We start from the raw sequence: 23,995 nt of genomic DNA, 5'->3' as shown, positions 1-23,995 counted from the left end.
TTCTGACGGCGCCGGATCCCGAGCACACAGTCGTGTGAGGGACTCCCTCGAACGTGGCTCCCCCGGCACAGCACGGTCTGCCACGCCACGGCCGGAGCCGCGACTCCGGACACGGTGCCGAAGTCCCCGTGTGTGCGACAAACCGCTCACAGCACCCAGGGAGATCGTCAACAGACAGGAAGCAACAGCAGTGAGCCCCATGAAGCCAGGTACGAAGGAGCCGTCAGCGTCGGCCGTCCTGGGCAGGTCCGAGGCCGGCGGCAGCCGGTTCGACTTCGATGCGCTCGGCACCCGTTGGCAGATCGAGACCGACGAGCCTTTGAGCCCGGACCTGCGCTCGCGCATCCTCGACCGGATCGAGCAGTTCGACGCCACGTACTCCCGTTTCCGTCCGGACTCATTGGTCTCCCGGATTGCAACCGCTCCCGACGGCGGGCGATTCGAGTTCCCCGAGGACTCGCTCGCCCTGTTCTCTCTCTACGACCGCCTCCATGCGGCCACCGATGGCGCCGTGGACCCGCTCGTCGGCCGGGAGTTGGAGCTCCTGGGCTACGACTCGGTGTACTCGCTCACACCCGCGCCCGACGAGGTGCGGGCCGCTGAACGCGCCCGGGGACGGGCTTCTTGGGCCGGGGACGTCCGTCGGGACGGCAGGTCAGTCGTCACAAACCGGCCGTTGGTGATCGACGTCGGGGCCGTCGGGAAGGGCTACCTGGTCGACCTCCTCTCGGCGATCCTCCGGGAGGCGGGCCACACCGATTTCGTCGTCGACGGAAGCGGCGACCTGCGTCATGTGGCCGAGCGGGCCATCCGCGTCGGCCTGGAGCACCCCTTCGATCCACGGCGGGTGATCGGTGTGGCCCACCTGCGGGCGCAGGCATTGTGCGCGTCCGGGACCAGCCGGCGAGCCTGGGGCGACGGGCTGCACCACGTTCTCGACGCCAGGACCGGGGTCCCCGTCCGCGAGGTGGTCGCCACGTGGGTCATGGCCGACGAGGCCGCACTCGCCGACGGGCTGGCGACGGCGCTCTTCTTCACCGAGGCGCGTCGGCTCGCGGAGTCCTTCGAGTTCACCTATGTGCGCGTGCGCTCCGACGGACGGGCCGAGTTCTCACCGGATTTCACGGGCGAGCTCTTCACCTGAGGACAGGCAGCCCGACCCCGCAACGAAGCCCCGCACCAAAGCAAGGAAGACATGTCAGCACTGAGCAAGAAGATCGCGACGGCACTGGTGGGGATCTCCGTCACCGCCGCGATCGCCGGCTGCACGGACACGGACAGCGCGAGTTCACCGTCCGCCTCGAACATCACCAGCGCCGCCCCTTCCCGATCCCCCTCGAATCGCGGCCCGTACGAGGACGGCGAGTACACCGTGGACGGCGAGTACGGAACTCGGGGCTCGAGTATCGGGGTGGCCATCACGCTCGAAGACGACGCGATCACCACTGTCGACGTCACCCCTCACGCGACGGACGAGACCTCGCTCGCGTTGCAGAGGCGCTTTGCCGAAGCGGTCCCGACTCTCGTGGTCGGCAGGGACATCGACGCCGTGCGTCTCGACCGCGTGGCGGGGAACAGCCACACGCCCGCCGGATTCAACGACGCACTCGAAAAGATCAAGGCCGAAGCCTCCGGGTGACGCTGTCAGTAACAGGTCGTCAGGGCTCATCCGGCCCGGCGGCATCTCAGTCATATGGGCTCATGGGCCCGCGGACATCTCAAGGGAAGGGCTGCGCAAGGTCGTGGTCGTCATATTCGCGCTCGTCAGTGCCGTCGTGCTGGCGCTGTTCGGCGCACTCCACTGGTACGTGTGGCGCCGCCTCATACGGGACACCATGCCCAAGGGCTCGCTCCTCCGACGAGCAGGAAGCATCGTCTTCGTGGCGGGGCCCCTCCTGTCGATAGGTGCCATGACGGCGGAGGGCGACGCTGTCCCCTTCCTTGTGCAGCGCATCCTGGCCTGGCCCGGATACCTGTGGATGGCCCTGTTCCTGTACCTGCTGCTCGCGCTGCTGGCCGGCGAGGCCGTACGGCCTGTGCTACGGCGGTGGCTCGCGCGTCGGGGCGCCGGGGCAGACCCCCGGCAGGGCGCTCTGCCGACGGCGCAGGCGGCAGAAGCAGGTGACTCCGGCGCGGAGGAACTCGTTTCGGCCGGTGAGCCGCTGTCCGCAACGGCGCATCGCGGCGATTCCGATGCCGCACGGGGCAGCACCGGACCGGTTGCCGTACTGGACCCCCCGCCCACGCCGTCGGCCGGCACTGCCCCCACCGGTCCGTCACGCCGCCTCTTCGTTTCCCGTGTCGTGGGTGGCACCGCGGCGGCCGTCGCGGTCGGTACCGTCGGCCACGGCACATACGGTGTGCTGCGCGGGCCGAAGGTGAAGCGCCTCACGGTTCCGCTGGCCAAACTGCCCCGCAGCGCGCACGGGTTCCGGATCGCCGTGGTCAGCGACATCCACATCGGCCCGGTCCTGGGGCGTGGCTTCTCCCAGCGGGTCGTCGACACCATCAACGCGACCCAGCCCGACCTGATCGCGGTCGTCGGCGACCTGGTGGACGGTAGCGTCGAAAACCTCGCCCCGGCCGTCGAACCCCTCGCCCAACTCCGGGCACCGCACGGCACGTTCTTCGTCACGGGCAACCACGAGTACATCTCCGGCGCCGAACCGTGGATCGAGAAGGTCCGGGATCTGGGGCTGCGCCCGCTGGAGAACGCCCGCACGGAGCTGCCCGGCTTCGACCTGGCGGGCGTCAACGACGTCCGGGGCGAAGCAGAAGGCCAGGGCCCCGACTTCGGCAAGGCCCTCGGCGACCGCGACCGTTCCCGCGCCGCTGTCCTCCTCGCCCACCAGCCCGTCGTCATCCAGGACGCCGTCCGCCACGGCGTCGACCTCCAGCTCTCCGGCCACACCCACGGCGGCCAACTCTGGCCGGGCAACCTCATCGCCGAACTGGCGAACCCCACCGTCGCCGGTCTGGAGCGCTACGCCGACACCCAGCTGTACGTGAGCCGCGGCGCCGGCGCCTGGGGCCCGCCCGTCCGTGTGGGCGCACCGTCCGACATCACCGTCGTCGAACTCGCGTCAAGGCAGGCGTAGTCTCCGGCCGACCGCGCGGCAATCAGCAGCCCTCACCGCACGTTCCGGGGCATCCGGCATGGCCGGACGGACGCGCGGTGGGGCGGAGCACCCGAGACCGACGGAGGGAGTAGCAGCACCGCGTCGCTCACGACCTGACGCTGACGGTGGCCCCTGCCGTGCCCTGAACGACCGGAACCCCTACGCGGCCTCGCGAGTGGTCCAACTCCGCTCTGTTGCACAGGAGTTCATCGCCTCACGGGACGCGGGGCGGCACCCGGCGCCCCCGCCTGCGAGAGCCTCCCCAGGCCCTGGTCGCCGCTGCGACCAGGGCAACATCCTTTTTACGCCAGCGCTCTGTCCGGGAGTGAGGGGTACTGCCGTTGCCTGGCACAGCACGCCCTCCCACCCCGCCGGACACACTGCTTGAATCAGCCTCACCGCCCGGCATCATCCGAAGCCACGGACGTGGACCGACGCCGCCGGACGAAGTGCCCAGGTGCTCATCTCGGGCGCGGTCCGCTTCGGCCGCTCGACAAGGCCGGCCCCCTGGTGGCCCCTCCGGGCCGGGGCCACAACCCCGCCAGGGCAACAGGATCTGCTTCTTCGTCACCGACGGTGACACACCGCGGGTGCTCACAACCGACGACCATGAGGGATGTAATCCATGCACGAACAGGACAGCACGCCGAACGGCAACTCGACAGACCGCGGCCGTCGCAGCTTCCTGAGCGCAGCGGCACTCGCAGCAACCTCGCTGGTGGCCATGACGGGGGCCGCACCGTCACAGGCAAACGCAGCATCGCCTGCCACAGCCACCGGGGCCCCCACCCGCGGTCGTCACCAGGTGGCCGCGGCGATCACGCAGACCGGTCGCCGCAGGCTCGGGTCCCTGAAGGTCTCCAGCATCGGCCTCGGCACCCAGACCATGCCGGGCGACCTTTACGGCCCCGTCACCAGCCGCAAGGACATGATCGCCCTCATCCGGACAGCCGCCGATCAGGGGGTGACGTTCTTCGACACGGCCGAGGCGTACGGGCCGTTCGAGTCGGAACGCATCGTCGGGGACGCCCTCCGCCCTGTCCGCGACAACGTGGTGATCGCGTCCAAGTTCGGCTGGGACATCGACCCGGACACGGGGGCCCGCAACGGCCTGAACAGCCGCCCGGACCATATCCGCCGAGCCGTCGACGGCATGTTGCAGCGCCTCAGGACGGACCACATCGACCTGCTCTACCAGCACCGGGTCGACCCCACCGTCCCGATCGAGGACGTCGCGGACACGGTGAAGGACCTCATCTCCCAGGGCAAGGTCCTGCACTGGGGCCTTTCCGAACCGGGCCTGCAGACCATCCGCCGGGCCCACGCGGTCCTGCCGCTGACCGCGATCCAGAACGAGTACTCCACGCTGTGGCGCGGACCGGAGGAGCAGGTCCTGCCGCTCTGCGAGGAACTCGGTATCGGCTTCGTGTGCTGGGCGCCTCTGGGCATGGGCTTCACGACCGGCACGATGAGCCCGTACTTCCGGTTCACGGAGGACGACCGCCGGACCGCGATGCCCCGCAACAGCCAGGACAACCTGGCCGCCAACATGCCGCTGGTGCAGCTGCTCCAGGACTGGGCCGTACGCAAGGGCGCCACGCCCGCCCAGATCGACCTCGCCTGGCTGCTGGCCCAGAAGCCATGGATCGTGCCGATACCCAGCACCACCAGGCTGCCGCACCTGCTGGAGAACATCGGCGCGGAAGAAGTCAGGTTCAGCCCCGACGAACTCCAGGAACTGAACACCGCCGTCGCGCGCATCACCATCCACGGTGACCGGCTTCCGCCGGCGGCCCTCGCCATGACGGGCGTCGAAGCACCGCCCCGCTGACCGATCACGCGGGCCCGTCACGTCCCGACCCCGCCGAACTCCCGTATGCCGACGGGATGTTCACGAAGCCTCCAGGACGGCCGTCCTGGAGGCTTCGCCGGCACCGGCTGGAGGGCGGTTCCGGACACGGCCTGTGGTTTCCGCAGGCCCGGTGGTGGCCACGGCCTTGCGATACAACGACAGGGCTGCACAGTGCGGGTCGGCACGCACCGTCAGCCGGCGTTGGCGCCTGGCGAGTCGGCCGCCAGGTTTCCGTCGTGGAGTGCGGCGAGTGCGGCGGCGAGCCTGCCACGGCTGGTGATGCCCAGGCGGGGATAGATGCGGTACAGATGGGCTCCGACAGTGCGGTGCGAGATGAACAGGCGCTGGCCGATCTCCCGGTTGCTCAGCCCCTGCGACGCCAGCACGGCGATCTGCATCTCCTGGGCCGACAGCCGGTCGCTGGTGTTCGCATGCCGCCGGTTGCTCGACTCGCCGGCGGCGCGCAGCTGCTCGCGAGCCATCTCGGCCCAGGGCCCCGCGCCGACCCGGTCGAACTCGTCGCGGGCGCTGCGCAGCGGGCTGCGGGCGTCGACGTTGCGCCGTTGCCGACGCAGCCAGCGGCCGTGGTGCAGGTGCAGCCGGGCCCGCGACAGGGCCCAGCCGGCGGGCAGCGCGGCCAGCGCCGCGGTATAGCGCTCCTCCGCCGCGTCGTCCGGCGCCAGCACCGCCTCTGTGTAGGCCTGGGCCACCACCATCATTTCCGAGGGCAGCCGGGCGGCCAACTCGGGGAGTCCGTCCAGTAGTTCCCGGGCCTGCTGCACGGTGCCCGCGGCCACCGCGGCGTCCGCCAGATCCGGTGCGAGCAGCCAGCGGCTGACCGAGTGGTAGTGCGGGTCGGCCGGATCGAAGGCGCGCGCGAGAACGTCGTACGCCTCGGTCGTGCGGCCGTCGAACAGCGCGAGCAGGCCCTCGACCTGCTGCGCCATCACGGCGGCGAACGGCATGCCGGGGAACAGCCGGTGGGCGCGCAGCTCACCGAGCATCCGCGCCGCGGCCTCGGTCTCCCCGCGCAGCGCCGCCACCAGGCTCCCCGTCGCCTTCACTCCCAGCCAGACGATCCATTCCCCGGTCTCCTCGGCCAGGGCGAGTCCTTCGCCGGACTCCTCGCGGGCCTGGTCGAGCTGACCGAGGTACACCCGCGGCCAACTGCCCGCAAGTGACCGGGCGAGCAGCCCGAGCCTGCCCTGCGACCGCCACGCCGCGGCCGCCAGCGACAGGTACCGGGCGGCGCGGGTGACCTCGCCCAGAACCATCGCGCCGCTGCCGAGGAAATGCATGATCCGGCCGTCCTGGCGGTCCGGCCGGAGGCTGTCGAGCCGTGCGATCACCTCGGCGGCGTGCCGGTACGGTTCGGTGTACGCCCGTACCGTCAGGACGACGGGGGCGTCCGGATCGGGGTTCCAGCGGTCCAACTCGGCCGCGGCCAGCGTGCGCACGCGTGCGTCGCCGTCCTGGAAGAAGCACCGGGCGGCGGCCCGCCACAGCAGGTTCTCGGCGACCCGCACGTCTCCTGTGTCGAACGCGCCAGCCGCCGTGGTCACCATGTCCTCGATCCGGCGGTGCGGCTCGTCGGGTTCGAACGCCGCCTTGTCGGACACGACCATGAGGCGGGCCCGCTCCAGTGGACCGAGTTCGCTCATGTCGGCCCGGTCCAGCAACAACTGGGTGTGGACCCGGTCATTGATCTCGCTGGCCGACTCGACCGCCCGGACCAGGATTTCGGTCCTGCGGCGCGGGTTCTGGACGAGCTCGGCCGCCTGGCGAAGGGCCGGGACGGCCGACGCCACCTTGCCCCGAGCCAGCGCGGTGTCGGCGAAACGTTCCAGCCGGGCGGCGAGTTCCTCGTCCGGGCCGAGCGATGCGGCGGCCAGGTGGAGGAGTTGGTGCTCGGGGACATCGGCCATGACCGCGGCGATGGCACTGTGGGTGTCCAGCCGGTCGGAGACCGTGGCGCGGGTGTAGATCGCCGAACGCATCAGCGGATGCCGGAACTCGAGAGTACGGCCGACCAGGCCGACCAGGCCCGCGTCGACCGCCTCCTGCACCGCGTCCACGGAAACCGCCGTTCCCGTCAGACGGCTCGACACGTCCAGCAGCCGGTTCAGTGGTGCGTTGGGCTCGGCGGCCAGGGCCAGCAGGAGCTTTCGGCACTCCGGACTCACCGAGTCCGTACGGGCGGCGAACGCCTCCTCCAGCCGCTGGGTCAGCGGCAGATCGTCCAGCCGCGGTGCCATGTCCTGCACCGTCTTGGGCAGCTCGACCAGGGCCAGCGGGTTGCCCTCGGCGCGCTCCAGGATGAGAGCCCGCATCGGCGCCGACAGGTCCGGTGCACCCGCATCGAGCAGTTCGGCGGCGGCCGACCGGTCGAGCGGTTGCAGAGGGAGGACCGGCTGCGCGCGCGGGTCGTAGGAGTCGGGAGAGTGGAGCCGGGAGGCGCCGATGACCAGTACGGGGAGGTCGCGGGTGCGCCGGGCGACGAATCTGAGGACATCCCGGCTCGACGCGTCGATCCACTGCAGATCGTCGACGAGCAGCAGGAGCGGCTGCCGGTCGGCCTCGTCGGCGAGTAGTTCGAGCACGGCGAGCGCGACCCGGAAGATGTGGGGCTCGGTCTGCGTGGCGCTGAACGCGTCGACCAGCGCCGTCCGGTGCGGGGACGGCAGTTTTCCGATGCCGGCGGCGGCCGGTTGCAGCAGCAGTTGCAGCGCCGCGAACGGCAGCCACCGCTCGGTCTCCACACCGGCTGCGCTCAGCACCTTGAAACCGCCTTCGGTGCCCTCGGCGCCGACCGTGCGCAGCAGAGCCGACTTGCCGACGCCTGCGGTGCCGTGAATCAACAGCGCACTGCCGCGTCCGTCCGCCGCGTCCGTCAGCAGCCTGCGCAGGATTCGCAGCTCCTCGTCCCGGCCGATCATCGCGCGTGTGCCGGGTTCGGCCTCAGGAAGGCTCCGGCTGCTGGGCTGAGCATGTGCGGCTTCCTCCGTGCAGAGGGTCACGTCGCGCGACATCCTAATCGCGACCCATTACACCCTCAGTGCGACCGCACCATCAGTCAAACGACTCAAGCCTCGTCGGTGCTGCGGCGCCGAGACGGGGATTCCAAGGCGTTGACGCGATGGAACCGGCCGGGCTGGTGCTCTCCGGCCGGTTCTTTCGATGACGGCGCTGTTGGGATCAGCTCGGTGTCAGGAGGAACCCTTCGTAGGGGTTCGCCACATTCACCGCGCCGTCCATGACGAATCCGGAGGGGCGATCCACGTCCTCGGTTCGACGAGGAGTTCGGCGGGTTCAGGTGACCGGGTGCGTACGTCCGGCGGCGGCCCCATGCGGATGAGCGTCTCGCGTGTCTCCTCGGTCAGACCGCCCCAGATCCCGTGCCGTTCCCGGTGGTCGAGCGCGTACCGGCGACACGGGATCCGCACCGGGCACTGATCGCAGATCATCAGCGCCCGTCGGACGGTCGCCAGGTCGCCCGGAGGGGGGAAGAAGGTCTCGATGTCGGCGCCTCGGCAGGACGCGGCCGGCCACCAGCCCGTCGCCGAGCGGACGGGCAGGGCACGGTTGTTCAGCCGAGGGGTGCCTGGCGCTGTCATCCCATCTCCTCCAGTTTCCTGCCGTTGGTCTCGCGCACCCGGACGGCGACGAAGACGAAGGAGAGCACGGCGAAGCCCGCGTAGACGGCGTAGGTGGACGACAGGTTCCAGTCCGACATGCGGGGGAAGCTCTCGGTGACGGCCCAGTTGGCGATCCAGTTGGCGGCGGTCGCCACCGACATCGCGGCGGCGCGGATCCGCAGCGGGAACATCTCGCCGACCATCACCCAGAGCACCACGCCCCAGGAGACCGCGAAGAAGAAGACGAAGGCGTGGGCGGCAACCAGCGCCACGGTGCCCTGCGTGTCCGGAATGGACAGACCGCTGCCACTGCCCGTCTTGTACGAGAACGCCCAGGCGGCGACGGCCAGCGACACGGCCATGCCGGCCGAGCCGGACAGCGCGAGCGGTTTGCGGCCGACCCGGTCGATCAGAAGCATCGCCACGACGGTTCCGACGATGTTGATGATCGACGTGGACAGGCTGATCAGCAGGGAGTCGGCCTGGTCGATGCCCACCGACTGCCACAGCAGCGACGAGTAGTAGAAGATGACGTTGATGCCGACGAGTTGCTGGAACACGGCCAGCCCGATGCCGACCCACACGATCGGCAGCAGCCCGAAGCGGCCGTCGAGCAGATCGCGTACGCGCGGCTTGTGGTCGGTCCTGAGCGCGCGCTGGATCTCGGTGATCCGGTCCTCGGCGCCGTCGTATGTGCCCTGCAGGTCGCGCAGTACGGCGAGGGCCTGGACTTCGCGGCCCGTGGCGACGAGGAAGTGCGGCGACTCCGGGATGCGCAGGCTGAGGACCAGGTAGGCGAGCGCCGGGACGACGGCGGCCATGAGCATCCACTGCCAGGCATGCAGGGCGCCGAGCGAGTTCTCGCTCCTGCCGTCGGCCCCTTGGGCTATACCCCAGTTGACGAGCTGGGAGGCGGTGATGCCGAGCACGATGGCCGCCTGCTGGAACGAGGCCAGCCGACCGCGGTGGTCGGGCGGTGCGACCTCGGCGATGTAAGTGGGCCCGATCAGCGAGGCGAGGCCGATCGCCATACCGCCGACGACGCGCCAGGCTCCCAGGTCCCAGGCGGAGAAGGGCATGGACGAGCCGAGCGCGCTGATCGCGAAGAGGGCGGCGGCGAGGTGCATCACGCGCGGACGGCCGATGCGGTCGGCGAGACGCCCTGCGACGGCCGCTCCGAAGGCGGAACCGAGCAGGGCGGAGGCGACGATGGTGCCCGTCTCGCTGGAGGTGACAGCGAATCGGTGCTGGATTCCGGTGACGGCACCGTTGATGACGGCGCTGTCGTAGCCGAACAGGAAGCCGCCGATCGACGCGGCCGCCGAGATGTGGGTGATGCGCCGGAGGTTGGTCGGGCGGAGCGCGGCTCTTGAGTGGGCCGGCCCTTTGGAAGAGGCGTTCGTGATCATGGACAAGGACTCCTTCACAGGACCGGGCGCGCGGACTTGTGGGCGGGGGCTCCCGGCCAGGCGGGCGTACCGGTCGTAGAGGACGTGGATCGGGATGACGACTGCGCTGCTGCCTGGGCACCGCTCTTCGGGCCTGTCGGCGTGCGCGCCGCCGGTCAGAGACTGGCTGCCGGGGATGAGAGCAGTTCGTGGAGGCGGGCGAGGTTGGCCGCGCCGACGAGGCCGGCGTCCGATCCGACGGTGGCGGTGCGGACCTCGGCGTGGACACGGTGCTCGCCGCCGCCGAGGGCCCGACGGTAGGAGATCTCGGCCGGACGCCTGATCAGCTCGCCGGTGTCTCCGAGGCCGCCGCCGATGACGAGGACGGACGGGTCGAGGACGGACGCGAGGTCGGCGAGGACCTGACCCAGCCAGCGGCCCGACTGCGCGAACACATCGAGGGAGAAGGGGTCGCCGCTGAGAGCGGCCTTGGCCACATGGTGCCCCTCAAGGCCGGAGGGGGTGCCGTCGCCCAGCGCGAGCACCACCGCGGCCCGTGCCGGATCGGCGGCCGCCATCTCGCGGGCGCGGCGTGTGTGGGCCGCTCCGCTGGCGTACTGCTCCATGCAGCCGTGCTGGCCGCAGGGGCACGGGAGCCCGTCGGGGACCGCCCGGTAGTGGCCGATCTCGCCGGCCATGCCGAACTGGCCGCGGAAGAGCCGCCCTCTGCTGACGATGCCTCCGCCCAGGCCGGTGCCCGCCATGACCATCAGCATGTCGTCGTGTCCGGCACCGGCTCCGTGGATGAACTCGCCCCATGCGGCGGCGTTCGCGTCGTTCTCGACGACGACCGGAAGCCCGGTGGCCGCCTGGACGATGTCCCGGATCGCCTTGTCGTGCCAGCCCAGGTTGGGCGCGAAGCGCACCGTCGAGCGGTCCGCGTCCACATATCCGGCGGCTCCGACGCCGACCGCCCGGACGTCGTCCCAGCCTCTGCGGACCCGCTGGACCGCCTCGGCGATCGCCTCGGCGATCCGGTCCGGGTCGTGCGGGGTGGGGATGCGCACACGGGAGACGACCTCCCCTCCGGGGTCGACCGCACCTGGACGTCGTCCCCCGCCCTGTCACACATGCGGGCCGTGCCCGGTCTCCTCCTGTGGAGCAAGTTGGATCGACGGAGGTGTGACACGGTGTTGGAGAGGGAATCGACGGGCGGCGACGGCGAGTACGGGGACCGGGAAGGGACCGGCCCCAGGATGCTGGCGGACGTCAGGCCGCCCTTCGTGCCGGAGGGCGCCTCGGCGATGACCGTGCTGGTCGAGTGGCCACCGGGACACCCCGGCACTCCCCCGCACCGGCACTCGGGGCCGTGTTTCGGCTACGTCACCGAGGGCGCCGTCCGGTGGGAACTCGAAGGCGAGCCCGAGCGTGTGATCAAGGCCGGTGAGACGTTCTGGGAGCCGGGCGGTGACGTGATCCACTACCAGAACGGCAACGCCCTGTCGGACACGACGGCCAAGTACGTCGTCGTCATGTTGTGCGCGCCCGGCCGGCCGATGCTCACGCTGGTCGACGACAAGGAGCTGGAGAAGCGGGCCCACCTGCGCGCCCCACAGCCTTCCGCCGACTGAACCACCGCCCGGAGACGGGGAGTTCGTCACGTCAGTTCTCGAAGGGGGCCACTGTGGCCGGTAATGGGTCGATGCCGCGTAGCACGGCCGCGGGGCTGGTGGGACGCGACCGGGAGCTGGAGCTGCTTCGGTCGTACGTCGACCAGGTGCTCGGCCGCGGTGGGGTGCTGCTGCTGTCCGGGGAGCCGGGCGTCGGCAAGTCCGTTCTCCTTGATGCCGCGGCGACGGCGGCGACGGCGGCCGGTGCGCTGGTGCTGCGCTCGGCCGGGGTCGAGTTCCTCGCGGATCTGAGCTTCTCCGGACTGAACCACGTGCTCGAACCGTTGCTGCACGAGCGCGACGGGCTCGACCCGGCACACCGCGAGGCCCTGACCGTTGCGCTGGGCGCGGGTGACGGTGCCCCGGTGGATCGGCTGGTCGTCTACGGAGCCGTACTGGCGCTGCTCCGCCGGGCCGCGAACACCCGTCCGGTTCTGCTCGTGGTCGACGACCTGCAATGGGTCGACCGGGCCAGCGCCGCGGCGCTCGCGTTCGTCGCCCGGCGGCTGACCGCGAGCCGAGTGGGCCTCCTCGCCGCTTCACGGCCGGGGTTCGAGAGCTTCTTCGAACGTGCCGGACTTCCAGAGCTCATCGTGTCGCCGCTGGACGACAGGGCCGCGGCCGACCTGGTCGGCACCCGGTTCCCGCTGCTCGCCGGGCAGGAACTGCGGCGTGTCCTCGCACACGCCCAGGGCAATCCGCTGGCCCTGCTGGAACTGCCGGCCGCACTCGACGACTCGCGAGGCAGCGCCGGAGTGGTGCTGTCCGAGGTGCTCCCGCTCAGCCGTCGACTGCGGGACCTGTATGCCTCCCGGGTCGCGGAGATGCCGGCACCTACCCGCCGGCTGCTGCTTCTGGCCGCACTGGAGGACAGCGGCGACCTGCCGGTCCTGCGGGCCGCGGCCCCCGGCGAGGACGTGCTGTCCCTTCTCGCCCCCGCGGAGCGGGCACAGCTGCTGCGGGTCGAGCACCGCGGCCTGGGGCGGCTGTCCTTCCGTCATCCGCTGATCCGCGCGACGATCGTGTCGGGCTCGACCAGCGGTCAGCGCCTGGACGCCCACCACGCTCTGGCGGAGGCACTGACCGATCAGCCCGATCGCCGGGCGTGGCACCTGGCCGAGGCCACACCCGATCCGGACGAGCAGGTCGCGGCACTCCTGGAGCACACCGCCCACCGGGTCCGCCGACGCGGCGACGCCGTCGGCGCGTTCAACGCACTGGTACGGGCCGCCGACCTCACTCCCAGCGCAGCGGACCGCAGCAGACGGCTGGCCGAAGCCGCCTTCGTGGGCGCGGACGTCGCCGGAGAGCTGCGCACGGCGGCAGAACTGCTAGTGGAGGCCCGGCGCTCCGACCCCGAGCTCAGGGGATCGCTGCGGGCGGCGGCCGCGGCCTCCCACGTGCTGCTCAACCGAGACGGTGACGTCAACACCGCGCACCGGCTGCTCGTCGGTGCGATCACGACCCGCGAGGGCAGGTCCGACGGCGACGACGAGTCGCTCTTCGAGGCGCTGTGCACCCTGCGCAGGGTGTGCCTGTGCGCGGGCAGACCCGAGCTCTGGGACACGTATCACGCGGCCATGTCGCAGCTGACCGTGCCGATGCCTCCCCTCCAGGAAGTGCTCGGCGATGTCTACGCCGACCCGGCACGCTCCTCCGCGACCTCCCTCGGCCTGCTCGATGCGGTGATCCACGACCTGCACCGGGAAGCAGACCCGAGCCGGATCGAACGGATCGCGATGGCGGCACTCTTCGTGGACCGGGCGACGGGGTGCCGTGCCGCTCTCTGGCCCGTCGTCGACGACGGGCGCGAAGGCGGCGCGGTCACCTCGGCTCTCATCGCGCTGGTGGTGCTGTGCCTGGACGACTTCATGACAGGTCGGTGGGACGAGTGCGGCCGCCTCGCCGCGGAGGGGCTGGCGCTGTGCGAGGCCCACGGCTATCAACTGCTGGCCCAGCAGTTCCACCGGGCCCAGGGCCTGCTCGCCGCGGCGCGGGGCGACGACGGCACGGTGCGGGGACTGGCGCAGCGGATCACGGAGTGGGCGGTACCCCGCGGCGCCCGGACCGTCGGGCACTTCGCACTGCACATGACGGCACTGGCCGCCCTGGGACGCGGCGACCACGAGGAGGCCTACCTCGACGCATCGGCGATCAGCCCTTCAGGTGTGCTGGCCTCCCATGCTCCGCTGGCTCTGTGGGTTCCCATGGACCTGGTGGAGGCCGCCGTCCGCAGCGGACGCCGAGCCGAGGCACTCGCGCATGTCGCCGCGATGCGACAGACAGGTCTGCCCGGCATCTCCGGCCGCCTGGCACTGGTCACCGCCGGTTCGGCCGCGATCGCCGCCCCCGAGGACCGGGCCGCCGGCTTCTTCGAGGAGGCGCTCGCCATTCCCGGTGCCGAGCGCTGGCCCTTCGACCTCGCCCGGGTCCGCCTGGCCTACGGGCAGCACCTGCGTCGCACACGGGCCGTCAAGGAGGCCCGGGTGCACCTCGCCGCCGCCCTCAAGACCTTCCGCCGTCTCGGGGCCGTCCCCTGGGCCGCGCGGGCGGCCGAGGAGCTGCGGGCCACCGGCCGTACCGCCACCCGGGCACACCAGGACCTGGGGACCATCCCGCTCACGGAGCAGGAACACCGGATCGCCGCACTCGCCGCCTCCGGAATGACCAACAAACAGATCGGCAAACGTCTGTTTCTCTCCCACCGAACCGTGGCGGCCCACCTGCACCGGATCTTCCCGAAGCTCGGCATCACCTCCCGTGTCACGCTCGGCGAGGCCCTCGCCGCACTGCCGCCGGAGCAGCCCCGGGCACAGCGGTCCCCCACCTCGTCGCAGCCCTAGAACGCGGTACTCGGGGGAAGAGACGCGAGCGCGTCCCTGAGTGCCGCGCGTGAGGCGATTCCGAGTTTCGGGAACAGCTGATAGAGGTGCGAACCCACGGTTCGCGGCGAAAGGTGGAGACGTTCACCGATCTGCTTGTTGGTCATTCCGGAAGCCGCGAGTGCGGCGATCTCCTGTTCCTGCGCGGTGAGAGTCACGGAGCCGTGCTTCGCCCCGGTCCGGGACCGGCGGGTGGCGCGTAGTTCGCCCGCGGCCCGGTCGGCCCACGGCTGGGCACCCAGGCGCTCGAACGCCTCGGCCGCCGCGTCCAGTTGCGCCCGGGCCTCCGTGACGAAGCGCATGCGCCGCAGACGTTCCCCATAGGCCAGCCGTATCCGGGCGAGGTCGAAGGGCTGGCCCTGTGCCCCCGGGACGGCCAAGGCCTGCTCGAAGCGTCCGACCGCGCCGTCATCGGGTGCGACGAGCGCGGCAGAGCCCGCGACCAGCAGCGCCAGCCGCGGGGAGAGCGCCGCGATACCGGCCTTCCGCATCGCACGCACGTGTGCCGCCGCCTCAGCGGTGCGCCGGGTGTGCACCGCCGCCTCCACGAGGTCCATGCAGGCCCACAGCACGTGCGGAGCGTGGGACGCGAGTCGGCCCGCGGGACTGATCGCCACGGCGTGGCGGTATGCGCACTCGTAGTCGCCCGCACCGAGTTCGGCGAGGACCCGGGCGTGGTCGGCGAAGGCCACCGCCCCCAGAACCCCACGAGGAACGGCCCACTGCGTGATCCGGTCTGCCAGGCTCCGGCTCTCCTCGAAGTGCCCGTGGACGGCGGCGAGCAGGGATTGGTGGTACTCGAAGTACCAGGAGAAGAACGGGTATCGGTGCTCGTCGCAGATCCTCAGGCCCTCGGCGGCCAGCGTTCCGGCCTCCTCCCACCGGCCGGTCGGGAAGTCCTGCAGGCACAGGTGCATGAGCGCGTCGATGTGCCGGCGGACGTGACCGCCCCGGCGTCCCCGACGGACCACACGCCAGGAGACGTCCCGTAGCTCCGCGAGCCGGTCGGGGTGGACCGAGCCCGTGCCGATGCGGACGATCTGCCCCGGGTCCTCCCCGTTCCGGATGCCGGCGAGGATCGAGTCGAGCTCCTGACGGCCGGCCAAGCCGGTGCCGGCCGGGTCCGCCCGCGTCCTGGCGCAGGCGGAGAGCAGCGGCGGAGCAGCCGGCTTCAGACGGTCGAGGGCAGCGTGGAAGGGTTCCCACAGGGCATCGCGACCACCGGACCAGCACACCAGCAGCAGGATGTGCAGTGCCTCGATGAGGGCGTCGTCCTCGGCGTCGTATCCGTGGGTGCCGGTCTCGATGGCCTCCACCAGGAGGCGGTGAGCCATGTCGATGTCGCCGTCACCGCCGTTGAGCAGGAGGAGCGCCGCCGTGGCGGCGGTGAGCGGAGACCCGGTGAGGTCCGGGTCCGCGCGCCTGGCGCGGTCGAGGAGCTCCGATGCCGAGCGCAGCTCGCCGGTCGCGTCGGCACCGAGGTAGGCGGCCCGGGTCAGTCGGCGTCCTCGGTCCGCGGGACGGGGGCTCAGCTCGGCGGCCCTGGTGAAGGTGGCGACCGCTGCCGTGGCGTCACCTCGTCGGGCGGCCCGGTGCCCGGCCTCCTCGAGCAGGGCGGCGACGCGCTCGTCGGGAACGAGGGTTGCCCGGCCCAGGTGCCAGGCCCGCCGCTCGGGGGCCTCCGCGCGGATCTCGGCGAGCGCGCGATGAGCCTGGCAGCGCTCGGTCAGGGTACTGGTCTCGACGACCGCGGCCCTCATGAGCGGATGGCGGAAGGTGACCCGGCGGTTCGTGCCGTCGACGGTGATCAGGTGGTCCGATTCCGCCGCTGACAGCGCCGTGAGAGCCTTCGGGTCCTCCGATCCGGCCCGGAGGACACCCGGATCTCCGGTGTCGTCGAGGGCCAGGAGCAGGAGGAGCCGGCGCGATTCGGCCGGAAGGCCGGCCACGCGCGAAGCGTGGAGGCTCCGAAGACGTGGGGAGAGGGGCAGTACGTCGGGCAGATCGGCCAGCGCGCTGCGTTGCGGGCCGCTCAGCGCGGCGGGCAGCTCCACGAGCGCCAGTGGATTGCCCTGGGCCTGCGCCAGGACGCGGTCCCGTACAGGTGCGGCCAGCCTCGGAAAGCGGGCTGCGAGCAGTTCCGCGGCCGCGTCGTGTTCCAGCGGCGGCAGCTCGTACTCGGTGAGCCCGGCTCGCTCGAAGGAGGTCTCGGCTCCCGATCTGGAGGCGGCGAGGAATCCGATACGGCTGCCCGACAGCCGACGGGCGACGAAGCCCAGCACCGCCGAACTGGCCCGGTCGAGCCAGGCGAGGTCGTCCACGACGATGAACACCGGGCGTTCGGTTGCCGCTTGGCGCAGCAGGAAGAGCACCGCGTCGGAAACGTGAAGCCCGTCGGGCACCGGATCGCCGCCGTAACCCAGCGCACCGCGCAGAACCTTCCGATGGGTGTCTCCCATGTGCTCGAACCGGTCGTTCAGCGGCAACAGCAACTGGTGGAGACCGGCGTAGGCGAGTTCGGCCTCGAACCGGACGCCGACGGCCGACAGCACCCGGGCACCCGCCCCGGACATGACCCTGGCGACCTCACCGAGCAGCACGCTCTTGCCCACCCCCGGCTCCCCGGAGAGCAGCAGGGCACGGCCCGCGGCCGTTCCCGGCCCGAGCAGCACCGTGATCTCCTGGAGTTGGCGGGCACGCCCCACCACCTCAGGGGGCTGACCGCCGTCCGCGTCCAACCACACTGTCTCACTCGACGGTGCGGGCTTGGCCCTGCGTGGGGGTGCCGGTGTGGGATGGTGCTGCGGCCATCGTGAGGGCAGATGTCCGGCAGGGGTCCGGGACAGCCGTTCGACGCGCGGGCCGAGTGACATGAGTACTCCGTACGTTGCGCCGTCCTCCCCGCTGCACGGCGGGAAAGCTTGGGCTCACCGTGCACCCGGCCCGCGAGGACGAACATCAGTAACGTGACTGCGCGGCGACTCTCGGGTCATTTGACTGATGGTGCGAGCCCACGGGGCCTCGCAGAATCGTGATGTCCCTGAATCACACCATTGGGCGCATGCCGCATCACACCGTGTGCCCTCCGAGCCCCCCTTGATCCCACCGGTTTACCGAGCGGTGATGTGATGAGAGAACCCGACAGTTTCACTCTGGTGGTGTGCCGGATGCTTGTGCGCCTGGCCGTCGCCGAAGGAGTGGACCGGCCCGTGATGCTCGATCTTTCCTACGACACAGCCGATCCCTACGCGGTGTCCTTGACGTTCCACATGTGCACTGACGCGACCGTGCGTTGGGTGGTCGGGCGCGATCTCCTCCTGGACGGACTGGAGAGCCCCGTCGGCGTCGGCGACATTCAGGTCTGGCCCTCCCAGCGCCCATGGGTGGGCAAGGTGCACATCGCGCTGTGCCCGTGTCCCAAGCAGGAGACGGTCGTGGTGACCGTCTCGGCGCGAGCCCTGGAAGCCTTCCTCGGACGAACCCTCGCGATGGTGCCCGCGGACACCGAGGAATGCCACCTGGACGTGGACGCAGCCGTCCACCAACTCCTGAGCGACCCCGGCGAGTCACGTCGATAGAGACCGTCCGAGCCGGACGGACCGGCTCCGGACAAGGTCGCAGACCCCGTCCCCGTCCCCGTTCTCGTGCACACGCTCACCATCGAGATCCACGAAGCGGTGAACGCCGTGGCCGTTGGCGAGACGGACACAGGCGACAACGCGGAGCACCTACCCACATCCACGGCCTGAGCCGCCTTCGCATGTCACATCGGCGCGGCCTGCGCGGTCTACGTGGTGACCGACAACAAAGCAGAGGGAATCATGCGAGAGATTCTGATCGTCGGCGGCGGCCGCGCGGGCTTCTGCACCGCATGGGGCCCGCAGAAGAAGCTGCGTCCGGGCGAGGAGCAGGTCACGGTCGTCGACCCGCGCCCGTACATGACCTGTCAGCCCTTCCTGCCGGAGGTGGCGGCCGGTTCGGTGGAGGCACGTCATGCCGTCGTCTCGCTGCGGCGGCATGTGAGTCGTACGCAGCTGATCGCGGGGACCGTGACCGAGATCCGTGACGAGGCCACGCGGTGACCGGCCGCCCCGCGCGCGGAGACACCTACGAGCTGCGCTACGACATCCTCGTGGTCACCGCCGGCGCCGTGACCCGCTCCTTCCCCATACCCGGCCCGGCGCAGCAGACCATCGGCCTCAAGCACGTCGAGGAGGCCGTGGCGATCCGTGACCGGCTGATGACCGCATTCGACCAGGCCGCGTCGCCGCCACCCGGCCCCGAGCGGCGAAAGCTGCTCACCCTCGCGTTCGTGGGAGCTGGGTTCCCCGGCGTCGAGGGCTTCAGGGAACTGCTGTCGCTGGCGACCGCGATGCTCAGGTCCTGTCCGGAGCTGACCATCGACGACCTGTCCTTCCACCTGGTCGAGGCCCGGGGCCGCATCCTGCCCGAGGTGAGCGACAAGCCCGGTGCCTGGGTGGTGCGCCACCTGGAACGCCGCGGCGCGCCTGCCCGCCTGAACACGCGACTGCTGTCCGCCGAGGACGGCCACGTCGTCCTCTCCGACGGAGGGGAGTACGACGCCACGCCGATCGTCCGGGCCGCCGGCAACGCCCCGAACCCGGTCGTGCACCACCACACGGACCTGCCGCTCGACGAGCGTGGCCTGCTGCTCGTCCGCCCCGAAATGCGCGTGGGCACGGAAAGCGAGCCGGTGCCGGACGTCCGGGCGGCCGGGGACGACGCGACCATTCCCGACCTGGCCTCGCCGCTGCCGGGGGCGCGCACAGTACCGAACGCCCAGCACGCCGTGCGGCAGGGGAGGCTCCTCGCCACGAACCTCGTGGCCGATCTGCGCGGGCGGCGAGTACGGAACCACCGCCACGGCAGCCTGGGCGTGGTGGCGACGCTGGGGCTCGGGCGGGGCATTTTCCAGTACAAGGGCATCGTCCGCGTTCTGGCGGTCTGGCTCACCGCGGCCCTGACGGGCCGGGATCTCGTGTCCCTCGTGCAGCACCCGCGGGACGCTCTCGTCACGAGTGAGCGGACGCAGAACCCGGGTGCCGCCCGTGCGAAGGAAGGCAGCACGGCATGACCATGTGGGGTTCTCGTTTCCATCGGGGGTACGCCATGACCGCACGCGAGGAGGCCGCCCGCGGCCTCACCGACATCGAGGGCTTCCTTTACCAGGAGGCTCATACAGGAGCTACGCACCGCCGCGTAGCGGCCTTCACCGCGCGCGTGGAGGGGCTCACCCCCGAGCAGAAACGGGACATCGAGCAGTGGTACGTCGACGAGCAGAAAGACGTCGCCCGCATGGTGACCGATCACATCGCCGAGCGCGGCGAAGCGCTGGAAGCGCAACACCACGTCCGGATGCGGCAATGGCTGCGGGGAACACTCACCGCGATGGGGCTGATCACCCTGGCGATGATCGCGTGTGTCGTGGTGATCCTGGGATCGTCGCGTTGACCACCGTGTACCGCCCAGGAACGCCGGCCTGCCGGCGCGCTGGATGCGGGAGGAGGCGACGAGGCGTGCTGCGGACCGCGTTGATGCTTCCACTGTCGGCGTCGCGGCCGAGCGCCGCCGCGACCTCACGGGCTCGTACGTCGACGTCACCGATCTTGGTGAAGTACGCCATGATCTGCTCGGTGAGCCTTCCGTACTGCTTGTCCGCGTCCTCGTCGGTGGCCGTCCGTGAGGCGCCGGGCGCGGTGTGCTCGTCCACCGGGAGATCGGCGGCCGGGGCGACCAGCGCGCGCTCGACGTCGAGTTCGGCGACCAGGCCGCGCACGACGGGACCGTACTCCGGGCGGGAGAGGGCGAATGCCATCTGGGCGACCAGTTAGTCGGCCGCAAGCGGACCGCCACAGCCGCCCGCACAACCTCCTGCCCCGTCCAGGCGCCGAAGACGGAGGACCACACGCCCCCGTCCCCGACAACTTCATTGGCGCGTCTCAGCAGGTCAACGCACCCTGCCCCGCGGCTTCAACGGCACCGGCGGCAGTTCCGGAGCCGGAATCGGAGCTCCGTCGTACCCCTTCACCTCGCCGAAGCGCGATCCCGTCATCCAGTCGGCGCGGGCCTGCTCGATCTCTTCCTGGGACCGCCCGATCCAGTTCCAGAACATGATCAGCTCCTCGTCGAACGGCTCGCCGCCCAGGAGCATCAGATCGGCGTCCGACTCGGCGCGCAGCGGGAGTTCGGTGCGGCCGCAGCCGAGGTAGAGCATCGAGCCCGCCAGCAGCGGCACCCCGTCCACGTGGGCCTCGCCGGACATGGAGAGCACGGCGTACTCGAAGTCAGGCTCCAGCGGGAGGCGCACGTCCGTGCCGCGAGCGAGGGCCAGGTCGGCGCCGACGATGGGGGTGTAGGTCGTTCCGGGCGAGCTCGCGCCGTCGAGGTCGCCGAGGATGAGCGTGGCCGTCAGGCCCGGTGCCGTGACGCGCGGCAGCTCGGCGTGGTGTTCGAAGCGCGGGTCGGTGTGGCGGTGGCTGTCCGGGAGGGCGACCCACAGCTGGGCGCCGTGCAGGAAGCGGGCGTGGGACTGCGGGCTCTCCTCCGAGTGGCTGATCGCGCGGCCTGAGGTCATCAGGCCCAGTTCCCGGGGGCGGATCGTCTGGAGGCTGCCGGTGGAGTCACGGTGCAGCACCTCGCCCTCGTGCAGCCAGCTCACCGTCTGCAGGCCCATGTGCGGGTGCGGCGGTACCTGCATGCCGGGCTCGTCGGCGATGTCGTCCGGGCCGTAGTGATCGACGAAGCACCAGGCGCCGACCATGCGGCGGCCCAGGTTGGGCAGCAGACGGCGGACCTCGCTGGACTCGCCGAGCTTGACGGTGCGCGGGCTGAGGAGTTCACGGACGGGCTCCGCCACCACGAAGCCGCGGCCACCGCACAGAGCGGGAACCGCCTGCCGATCAAGATTGCTCATGGCGCCCAACCTAGCCGTGCGGGGGTCGTCCCGTCAGTCCGTCAATCGGGGCTGCTTCCATGAGTCCCGCGAAATAATAGCCATGGACATAGTAGCCATGTACCGTATTGTTTCGTAGGCGACGAACTCCCTTGCACGGCACCCGAAGGAGCAGCCATGACCACCACCGCACCCACCCTCGACTCCCGCGTCATCGGCCTGGCGCACTACGCCGCCCGCGCCGTCCTCGAGTCCGTACTGACCCGTTACGACCTGACCTTCCAGCAGTCGGTGACCCTCCGACCCGTCGCGATCGCCGACGCACCGGTCGAGCGCGACGAGCTCGTCGGACAGGTCGCCGGCTCGCTCAAGGTCGACACGGCGGACATCCACGACACCATCGAGGAGTTGATCGGCAAGGGCCTGGTGGCGGCGGAAGCGTCCCTGCTGCAGGTCACGGACTCGGGTCGGGGACTCTACGCCGAGACAAGCGCCGAGACCGGGCAGTTCTCCGCCCGGATCTACGCCGGGATCTCCACGGAGGACCGGGCGACCGCCGGCCGCGTACTGACTCTGATCACCGAGCGGGCGAACGCCGAGCTGGCCGCCCTGCCCGCCTGACCGGCCCCCGGTTCCAAGTAGTGGAATGTTTAAGCACCCTGCCGGGTTGTAGGGGCCGAAGGAGGTCAGCAGTGAACACGACGTACTACGACCACGGAACACCGGCGGAGCGCTGGGAGCGCGCGCAGCTGTTCTTCGACGCGAAGGACTACACCGCCGCGGCGCGCGTCCTGGGCGGACTGGTCGAGGAGGTGCCGGAGCAGACCGGACCCCGGCTGCTGCTGGCACGCGCTTACTACCACTCGGCCCAACTGCACCGCGCAGAGACGGAGTTGCGCATCATCGTCGAGCGCGACCCGGTGGAGCAGTACGCCACCGCAACACGGGGGGCCGGGGCCCCGGCCCCGCGGCGGGCGGGGGCGGGAGCCATGCTGTCCTACTTCGACCCGGCCTCGACCGTGTCCTTCCGCCCTCCCCGCCGGTGGGCGATCTCCCCGAGGACGACGTCGGCGACGATGAACCCGGCCAGCGGGATGCCCAGCAGCGGCACGAAGTAGCCGAGCACGGCGATCGCCACCACGCACGGCAGCAGGATCTGCGGGGGCACCTGCTGCCAGGCGCCGCGCGGGATCGGGCGGCCGAACGAAGAGCCGCGGCCGCGCTGCCACCACATGCGGTAGCCCCACACGATCAGCAGGACCAGCGACAGCGCGAGCAGCATCAGGGCGATCTGGTTGACCAGACCGAACAGGACACCGGTGTGCAGGTCGATGCCCCAGCGGGTCAGCTTCGCGAGCAACGGGTAGTCGGCGAACCGCAGGACGTCGGTGACCTCGCCGGTGGTGGGATCGATCGCGACCGCGTCCTGCTTCTCGGGCCAGCTGCGCTGCACCTGCTTCACGACGTACGCGGACGACTCGTCGGCGGGCGGGACGATCTCGACGGGATCGCCGAGGCCCTCGGCGCGGGCGGCCGCCAGGACCTTGTCGAGGCCGACGCCGTGCTCGGCGTCCCCGGCCGAGGAGGACGCGCCGTGCCCCGAGTGGTCACCGCCGGAGGCCGAGGAGACCGACGGGGTGGACTGGCCGAGCGAGGTGCGCAGTTCGTCGATGTTGGCTCCGGCGTACGTCGACCAGGTCAGGCCGGTCGCCGAGAGGAAGATGAACCCGGCCGCGGCCCAGACGCCGACGCTGCCGTGCAGCCCGAGCGTACGGCGCCGCCCGCTGGTGCCGCGCACCTTGCGCAGGGCGCGGCGGCGGGAGAACCACAGCACCAGGCCACCGCCCGCGATCACCCACAGCCAGCTCGCGGCGAGCTCGCTGTAGAGGCGGCCGTTCTCTCCGAGCTGCAGGTCGCGGTGGAACTCGTCGATCCAGGTGCGCAGAGGCAGCGCGCCGGTGGAGCCGTACTGTTCCAGCGCCCCGCGGACCTTGCCGGTGTACGGGTCGACGAACACCGCGAGGGTGTGGGTGGCGTCGACTCCCTTGACGCCGGACAGCATCACCCTGGTGGTCGCGTCGTCCTCGGGCGAGGGACGTACGGCCGAGACCGCGCCCTCGGAGTAGGCCTTGCGGGCAGCGGCCACCTGCTCCGATATCGGCAGCTTGGCGTCGCCGACGGGGACGGTCATCTCGTGGGAGTAGACGATCTTCTCGGCCTGGAACGCACCGGCGTACAGGAAGCCCGTGACGGCGGCGACGAGCAGGAACGGCGCGACGAACACACCGGCGTAGAAGTGCAGTCGGAGGATCAGCGGACGCAGCGGGGACCATCTGCCGGGGGACGGCGCCGGAGTGACCGGCGGCGGGGCCTCGTCCGTGGTGGTCGAGGGAGCGGTGGACATCGGCGGCTTCTCCGAGGGCTGGGGACTGTAGCGGTCCAGTAGTCGGAGGGAGAGGGCGTCGAGTTCCCGGAGGCGTGAGTGACCTGCGTCACACAGGAGCGTGAGGGTCCCGTTGAGGCGCCGTGGCATCCT

General features: G+C 70.9%; 16 protein-coding genes and 3 pseudogenes. 11 read left to right on the top strand and 8 right to left on the bottom strand.

Going from position 1 to position 23,995, the window contains the following annotated elements:
* Nucleotides 1-199 precede the first annotated feature (199 nt).
* The 4 genes from IG08_RS0148240 (at nt 200) to IG08_RS0148225 (ending at nt 4,950) form a co-directional block, all read left to right on the top strand.
* On the top strand, nt 200-1,144 hold the full coding sequence (locus tag IG08_RS0148240) for an FAD:protein FMN transferase (protein ID WP_078656041.1): 945 nt from the start codon (nt 200-202) through the stop codon (nt 1,142-1,144).
* Nucleotides 1,145-1,195: 51 nt separating this feature from the next.
* Nucleotides 1,196-1,639 (top strand): hypothetical protein, encoded by a 444-nt coding sequence (locus IG08_RS60940; protein ID WP_199821092.1) that lies wholly within the window; start codon nt 1,196-1,198, stop codon nt 1,637-1,639.
* A 103-nt stretch (nt 1,640-1,742) separates the two neighbouring features.
* Nucleotides 1,743-3,098 carry a metallophosphoesterase gene (locus tag IG08_RS0148230; protein WP_030619534.1) on the top strand — a complete coding sequence of 452 codons (1,356 nt, stop codon included), beginning with the start codon at nt 1,743-1,745 and terminating at the stop codon, nt 3,096-3,098.
* Nucleotides 3,099-3,744: 646 nt separating this feature from the next.
* Nucleotides 3,745-4,950, top strand: coding sequence for an aldo/keto reductase (locus IG08_RS0148225; protein WP_030619531.1), 1,206 nt, complete (start codon nt 3,745-3,747; stop codon nt 4,948-4,950).
* Nucleotides 4,951-5,162: 212 nt separating this feature from the next.
* Here the strand turns inward: IG08_RS0148225 and IG08_RS0148220 are convergent, their stop codons facing one another.
* From IG08_RS0148220 to IG08_RS0148205, 4 genes and pseudogenes are all read right to left on the bottom strand, one after another.
* Entirely contained in the window at nt 5,163-7,988 is a 2,826-nt protein-coding gene (locus IG08_RS0148220) for an ATP-binding protein (RefSeq protein WP_234343175.1), read from the bottom strand.
* A gap of 222 nt (nt 7,989-8,210) precedes the next feature.
* The gene (locus IG08_RS56520; RefSeq protein WP_063757850.1) at nt 8,211-8,585 is read right to left on the bottom strand and encodes a WhiB family transcriptional regulator; all 375 of its coding nucleotides are present in this window, start codon (nt 8,583-8,585) and stop codon (nt 8,211-8,213) included.
* Nucleotides 8,582-10,015: a sugar porter family MFS transporter gene (locus tag IG08_RS0148210; RefSeq protein ID WP_030619523.1), complete on the bottom strand. Its 1,434-nt coding sequence runs from the start codon at nt 10,013-10,015 to the stop codon at nt 8,582-8,584. The genes IG08_RS56520 and IG08_RS0148210 overlap by 4 nt, the downstream gene beginning before the upstream one ends.
* Nucleotides 10,016-10,170: 155 nt before the next feature.
* A pseudogene (locus IG08_RS0148205) lies at nt 10,171-11,097 on the bottom strand (ROK family glucokinase); the annotation flags it as partial.
* Nucleotides 11,098-11,250: 153 nt separating this feature from the next.
* On the opposite strand from IG08_RS0148205, the gene IG08_RS0148200 reads away from it, so the two are divergent.
* The gene (locus IG08_RS0148200; RefSeq protein ID WP_106981161.1) at nt 11,251-11,625 is read left to right on the top strand and encodes a cupin domain-containing protein; all 375 of its coding nucleotides are present in this window, start codon (nt 11,251-11,253) and stop codon (nt 11,623-11,625) included.
* Nucleotides 11,626-11,696: 71 nt separating this feature from the next.
* Nucleotides 11,697-14,507, top strand: coding sequence for a helix-turn-helix transcriptional regulator (locus IG08_RS0148195; RefSeq protein WP_030619514.1), 2,811 nt, complete (start codon nt 11,697-11,699; stop codon nt 14,505-14,507).
* Here the strand turns inward: IG08_RS0148195 and IG08_RS0148190 are convergent.
* On the bottom strand, nt 14,504-17,290 hold the full coding sequence (locus tag IG08_RS0148190; protein WP_052425235.1) for a helix-turn-helix transcriptional regulator: 2,787 nt from the start codon (nt 17,288-17,290) through the stop codon (nt 14,504-14,506). The two genes, IG08_RS0148195 and IG08_RS0148190, sit on opposite strands and share 4 nt — an antisense overlap.
* Nucleotides 17,291-17,674: 384 nt before the next feature.
* Here IG08_RS0148190 and IG08_RS0148185 point away from each other — a divergent pair, with 384 nt between their 5' ends.
* The 3 genes and pseudogenes from IG08_RS0148185 to IG08_RS0148170 all read left to right on the top strand — a co-directional run bounded on the left by IG08_RS0148185 (nt 17,675) and on the right by IG08_RS0148170 (nt 20,018).
* Nucleotides 17,675-18,124, top strand: coding sequence for an SsgA family sporulation/cell division regulator (locus tag IG08_RS0148185; protein WP_030619508.1), 450 nt, complete (start codon nt 17,675-17,677; stop codon nt 18,122-18,124).
* 243 nt (nt 18,125-18,367) lie between these two features.
* Nucleotides 18,368-19,641 (top strand): annotated as a pseudogene (locus IG08_RS55205) (NAD(P)/FAD-dependent oxidoreductase).
* 35 nt (nt 19,642-19,676) lie between these two features.
* Complete coding sequence (locus IG08_RS0148170; RefSeq protein WP_030619505.1) at nt 19,677-20,018, top strand: hypothetical protein; 342 nt, start codon at nt 19,677-19,679, stop codon at nt 20,016-20,018.
* Here IG08_RS0148170 and IG08_RS63265 read toward each other — a convergent pair.
* Entirely contained in the window at nt 19,966-20,382 is a 417-nt protein-coding gene (locus IG08_RS63265) for a hypothetical protein (protein ID WP_052425233.1), read from the bottom strand. The genes IG08_RS0148170 and IG08_RS63265 overlap by 53 nt on opposite strands.
* Before the next feature lie 132 nt (nt 20,383-20,514).
* Nucleotides 20,515-21,480, bottom strand: a complete 966-nt coding sequence (locus tag IG08_RS0148160; protein WP_030619502.1) for a pirin family protein — start codon at nt 21,478-21,480, stop codon at nt 20,515-20,517.
* Nucleotides 21,481-21,636: 156 nt separating this feature from the next.
* Here IG08_RS0148160 and IG08_RS0148155 point away from each other — a divergent pair, with 156 nt between their 5' ends.
* Nucleotides 21,637-22,080 carry a MarR family winged helix-turn-helix transcriptional regulator gene (locus IG08_RS0148155; RefSeq protein WP_030619500.1) on the top strand — a complete coding sequence of 148 codons (444 nt, stop codon included), beginning with the start codon at nt 21,637-21,639 and terminating at the stop codon, nt 22,078-22,080.
* A 71-nt stretch (nt 22,081-22,151) separates the two neighbouring features.
* Nucleotides 22,152-22,577, top strand: a complete 426-nt coding sequence (locus tag IG08_RS63260) for a tetratricopeptide repeat protein (protein ID WP_420823324.1) — start codon at nt 22,152-22,154, stop codon at nt 22,575-22,577.
* On the opposite strand, the pseudogene IG08_RS0148150 reads toward IG08_RS63260, so the two are convergent.
* Nucleotides 22,487-23,863: pseudogene (locus IG08_RS0148150) on the bottom strand (PepSY-associated TM helix domain-containing protein); the annotation flags it as partial. The gene IG08_RS63260 and the pseudogene IG08_RS0148150 overlap by 91 nt on opposite strands.
* Nucleotides 23,864-23,995 lie beyond the last annotated feature (132 nt).

Origin of the sequence: Streptomyces fulvoviolaceus (assembly GCF_000718165.1) — a bacterium.
Taxonomy (GTDB): domain Bacteria; phylum Actinomycetota; class Actinomycetes; order Streptomycetales; family Streptomycetaceae; genus Streptomyces; species Streptomyces fulvoviolaceus.
Note: the sequence above shows the minus strand (reverse complement) of the source record. Positions and strands in the feature narration are given on the sequence as shown.

Coding starts and splice junctions, on each gene's coding strand:
- IG08_RS0148240 (WP_078656041.1), top strand. CDS start 200: ATGAAGCCAGGTACGAAGGAGCCGTCAGCGTCGGCCGTCCTGGGCAGG.
- IG08_RS60940 (WP_199821092.1), top strand. CDS start 1,196: ATGTCAGCACTGAGCAAGAAGATCGCGACGGCACTGGTGGGGATCTCC.
- IG08_RS0148225 (WP_030619531.1), top strand. CDS start 3,745: ATGCACGAACAGGACAGCACGCCGAACGGCAACTCGACAGACCGCGGC.
- IG08_RS56520 (WP_063757850.1), bottom strand. CDS start 8,585: ATGACAGCGCCAGGCACCCCTCGGCTGAACAACCGTGCCCTGCCCGTC.
- IG08_RS0148210 (WP_030619523.1), bottom strand. CDS start 10,015: ATGATCACGAACGCCTCTTCCAAAGGGCCGGCCCACTCAAGAGCCGCG.
- IG08_RS0148200 (WP_106981161.1), top strand. CDS start 11,251: ATGCTGGCGGACGTCAGGCCGCCCTTCGTGCCGGAGGGCGCCTCGGCG.
- IG08_RS0148195 (WP_030619514.1), top strand. CDS start 11,697: ATGCCGCGTAGCACGGCCGCGGGGCTGGTGGGACGCGACCGGGAGCTG.
- IG08_RS0148185 (WP_030619508.1), top strand. CDS start 17,675: ATGAGAGAACCCGACAGTTTCACTCTGGTGGTGTGCCGGATGCTTGTG.
- IG08_RS0148170 (WP_030619505.1), top strand. CDS start 19,677: ATGACCGCACGCGAGGAGGCCGCCCGCGGCCTCACCGACATCGAGGGC.
- IG08_RS63265 (WP_052425233.1), bottom strand. CDS start 20,382: ATGGCATTCGCCCTCTCCCGCCCGGAGTACGGTCCCGTCGTGCGCGGC.
- IG08_RS0148160 (WP_030619502.1), bottom strand. CDS start 21,480: ATGAGCAATCTTGATCGGCAGGCGGTTCCCGCTCTGTGCGGTGGCCGC.
- IG08_RS0148155 (WP_030619500.1), top strand. CDS start 21,637: ATGACCACCACCGCACCCACCCTCGACTCCCGCGTCATCGGCCTGGCG.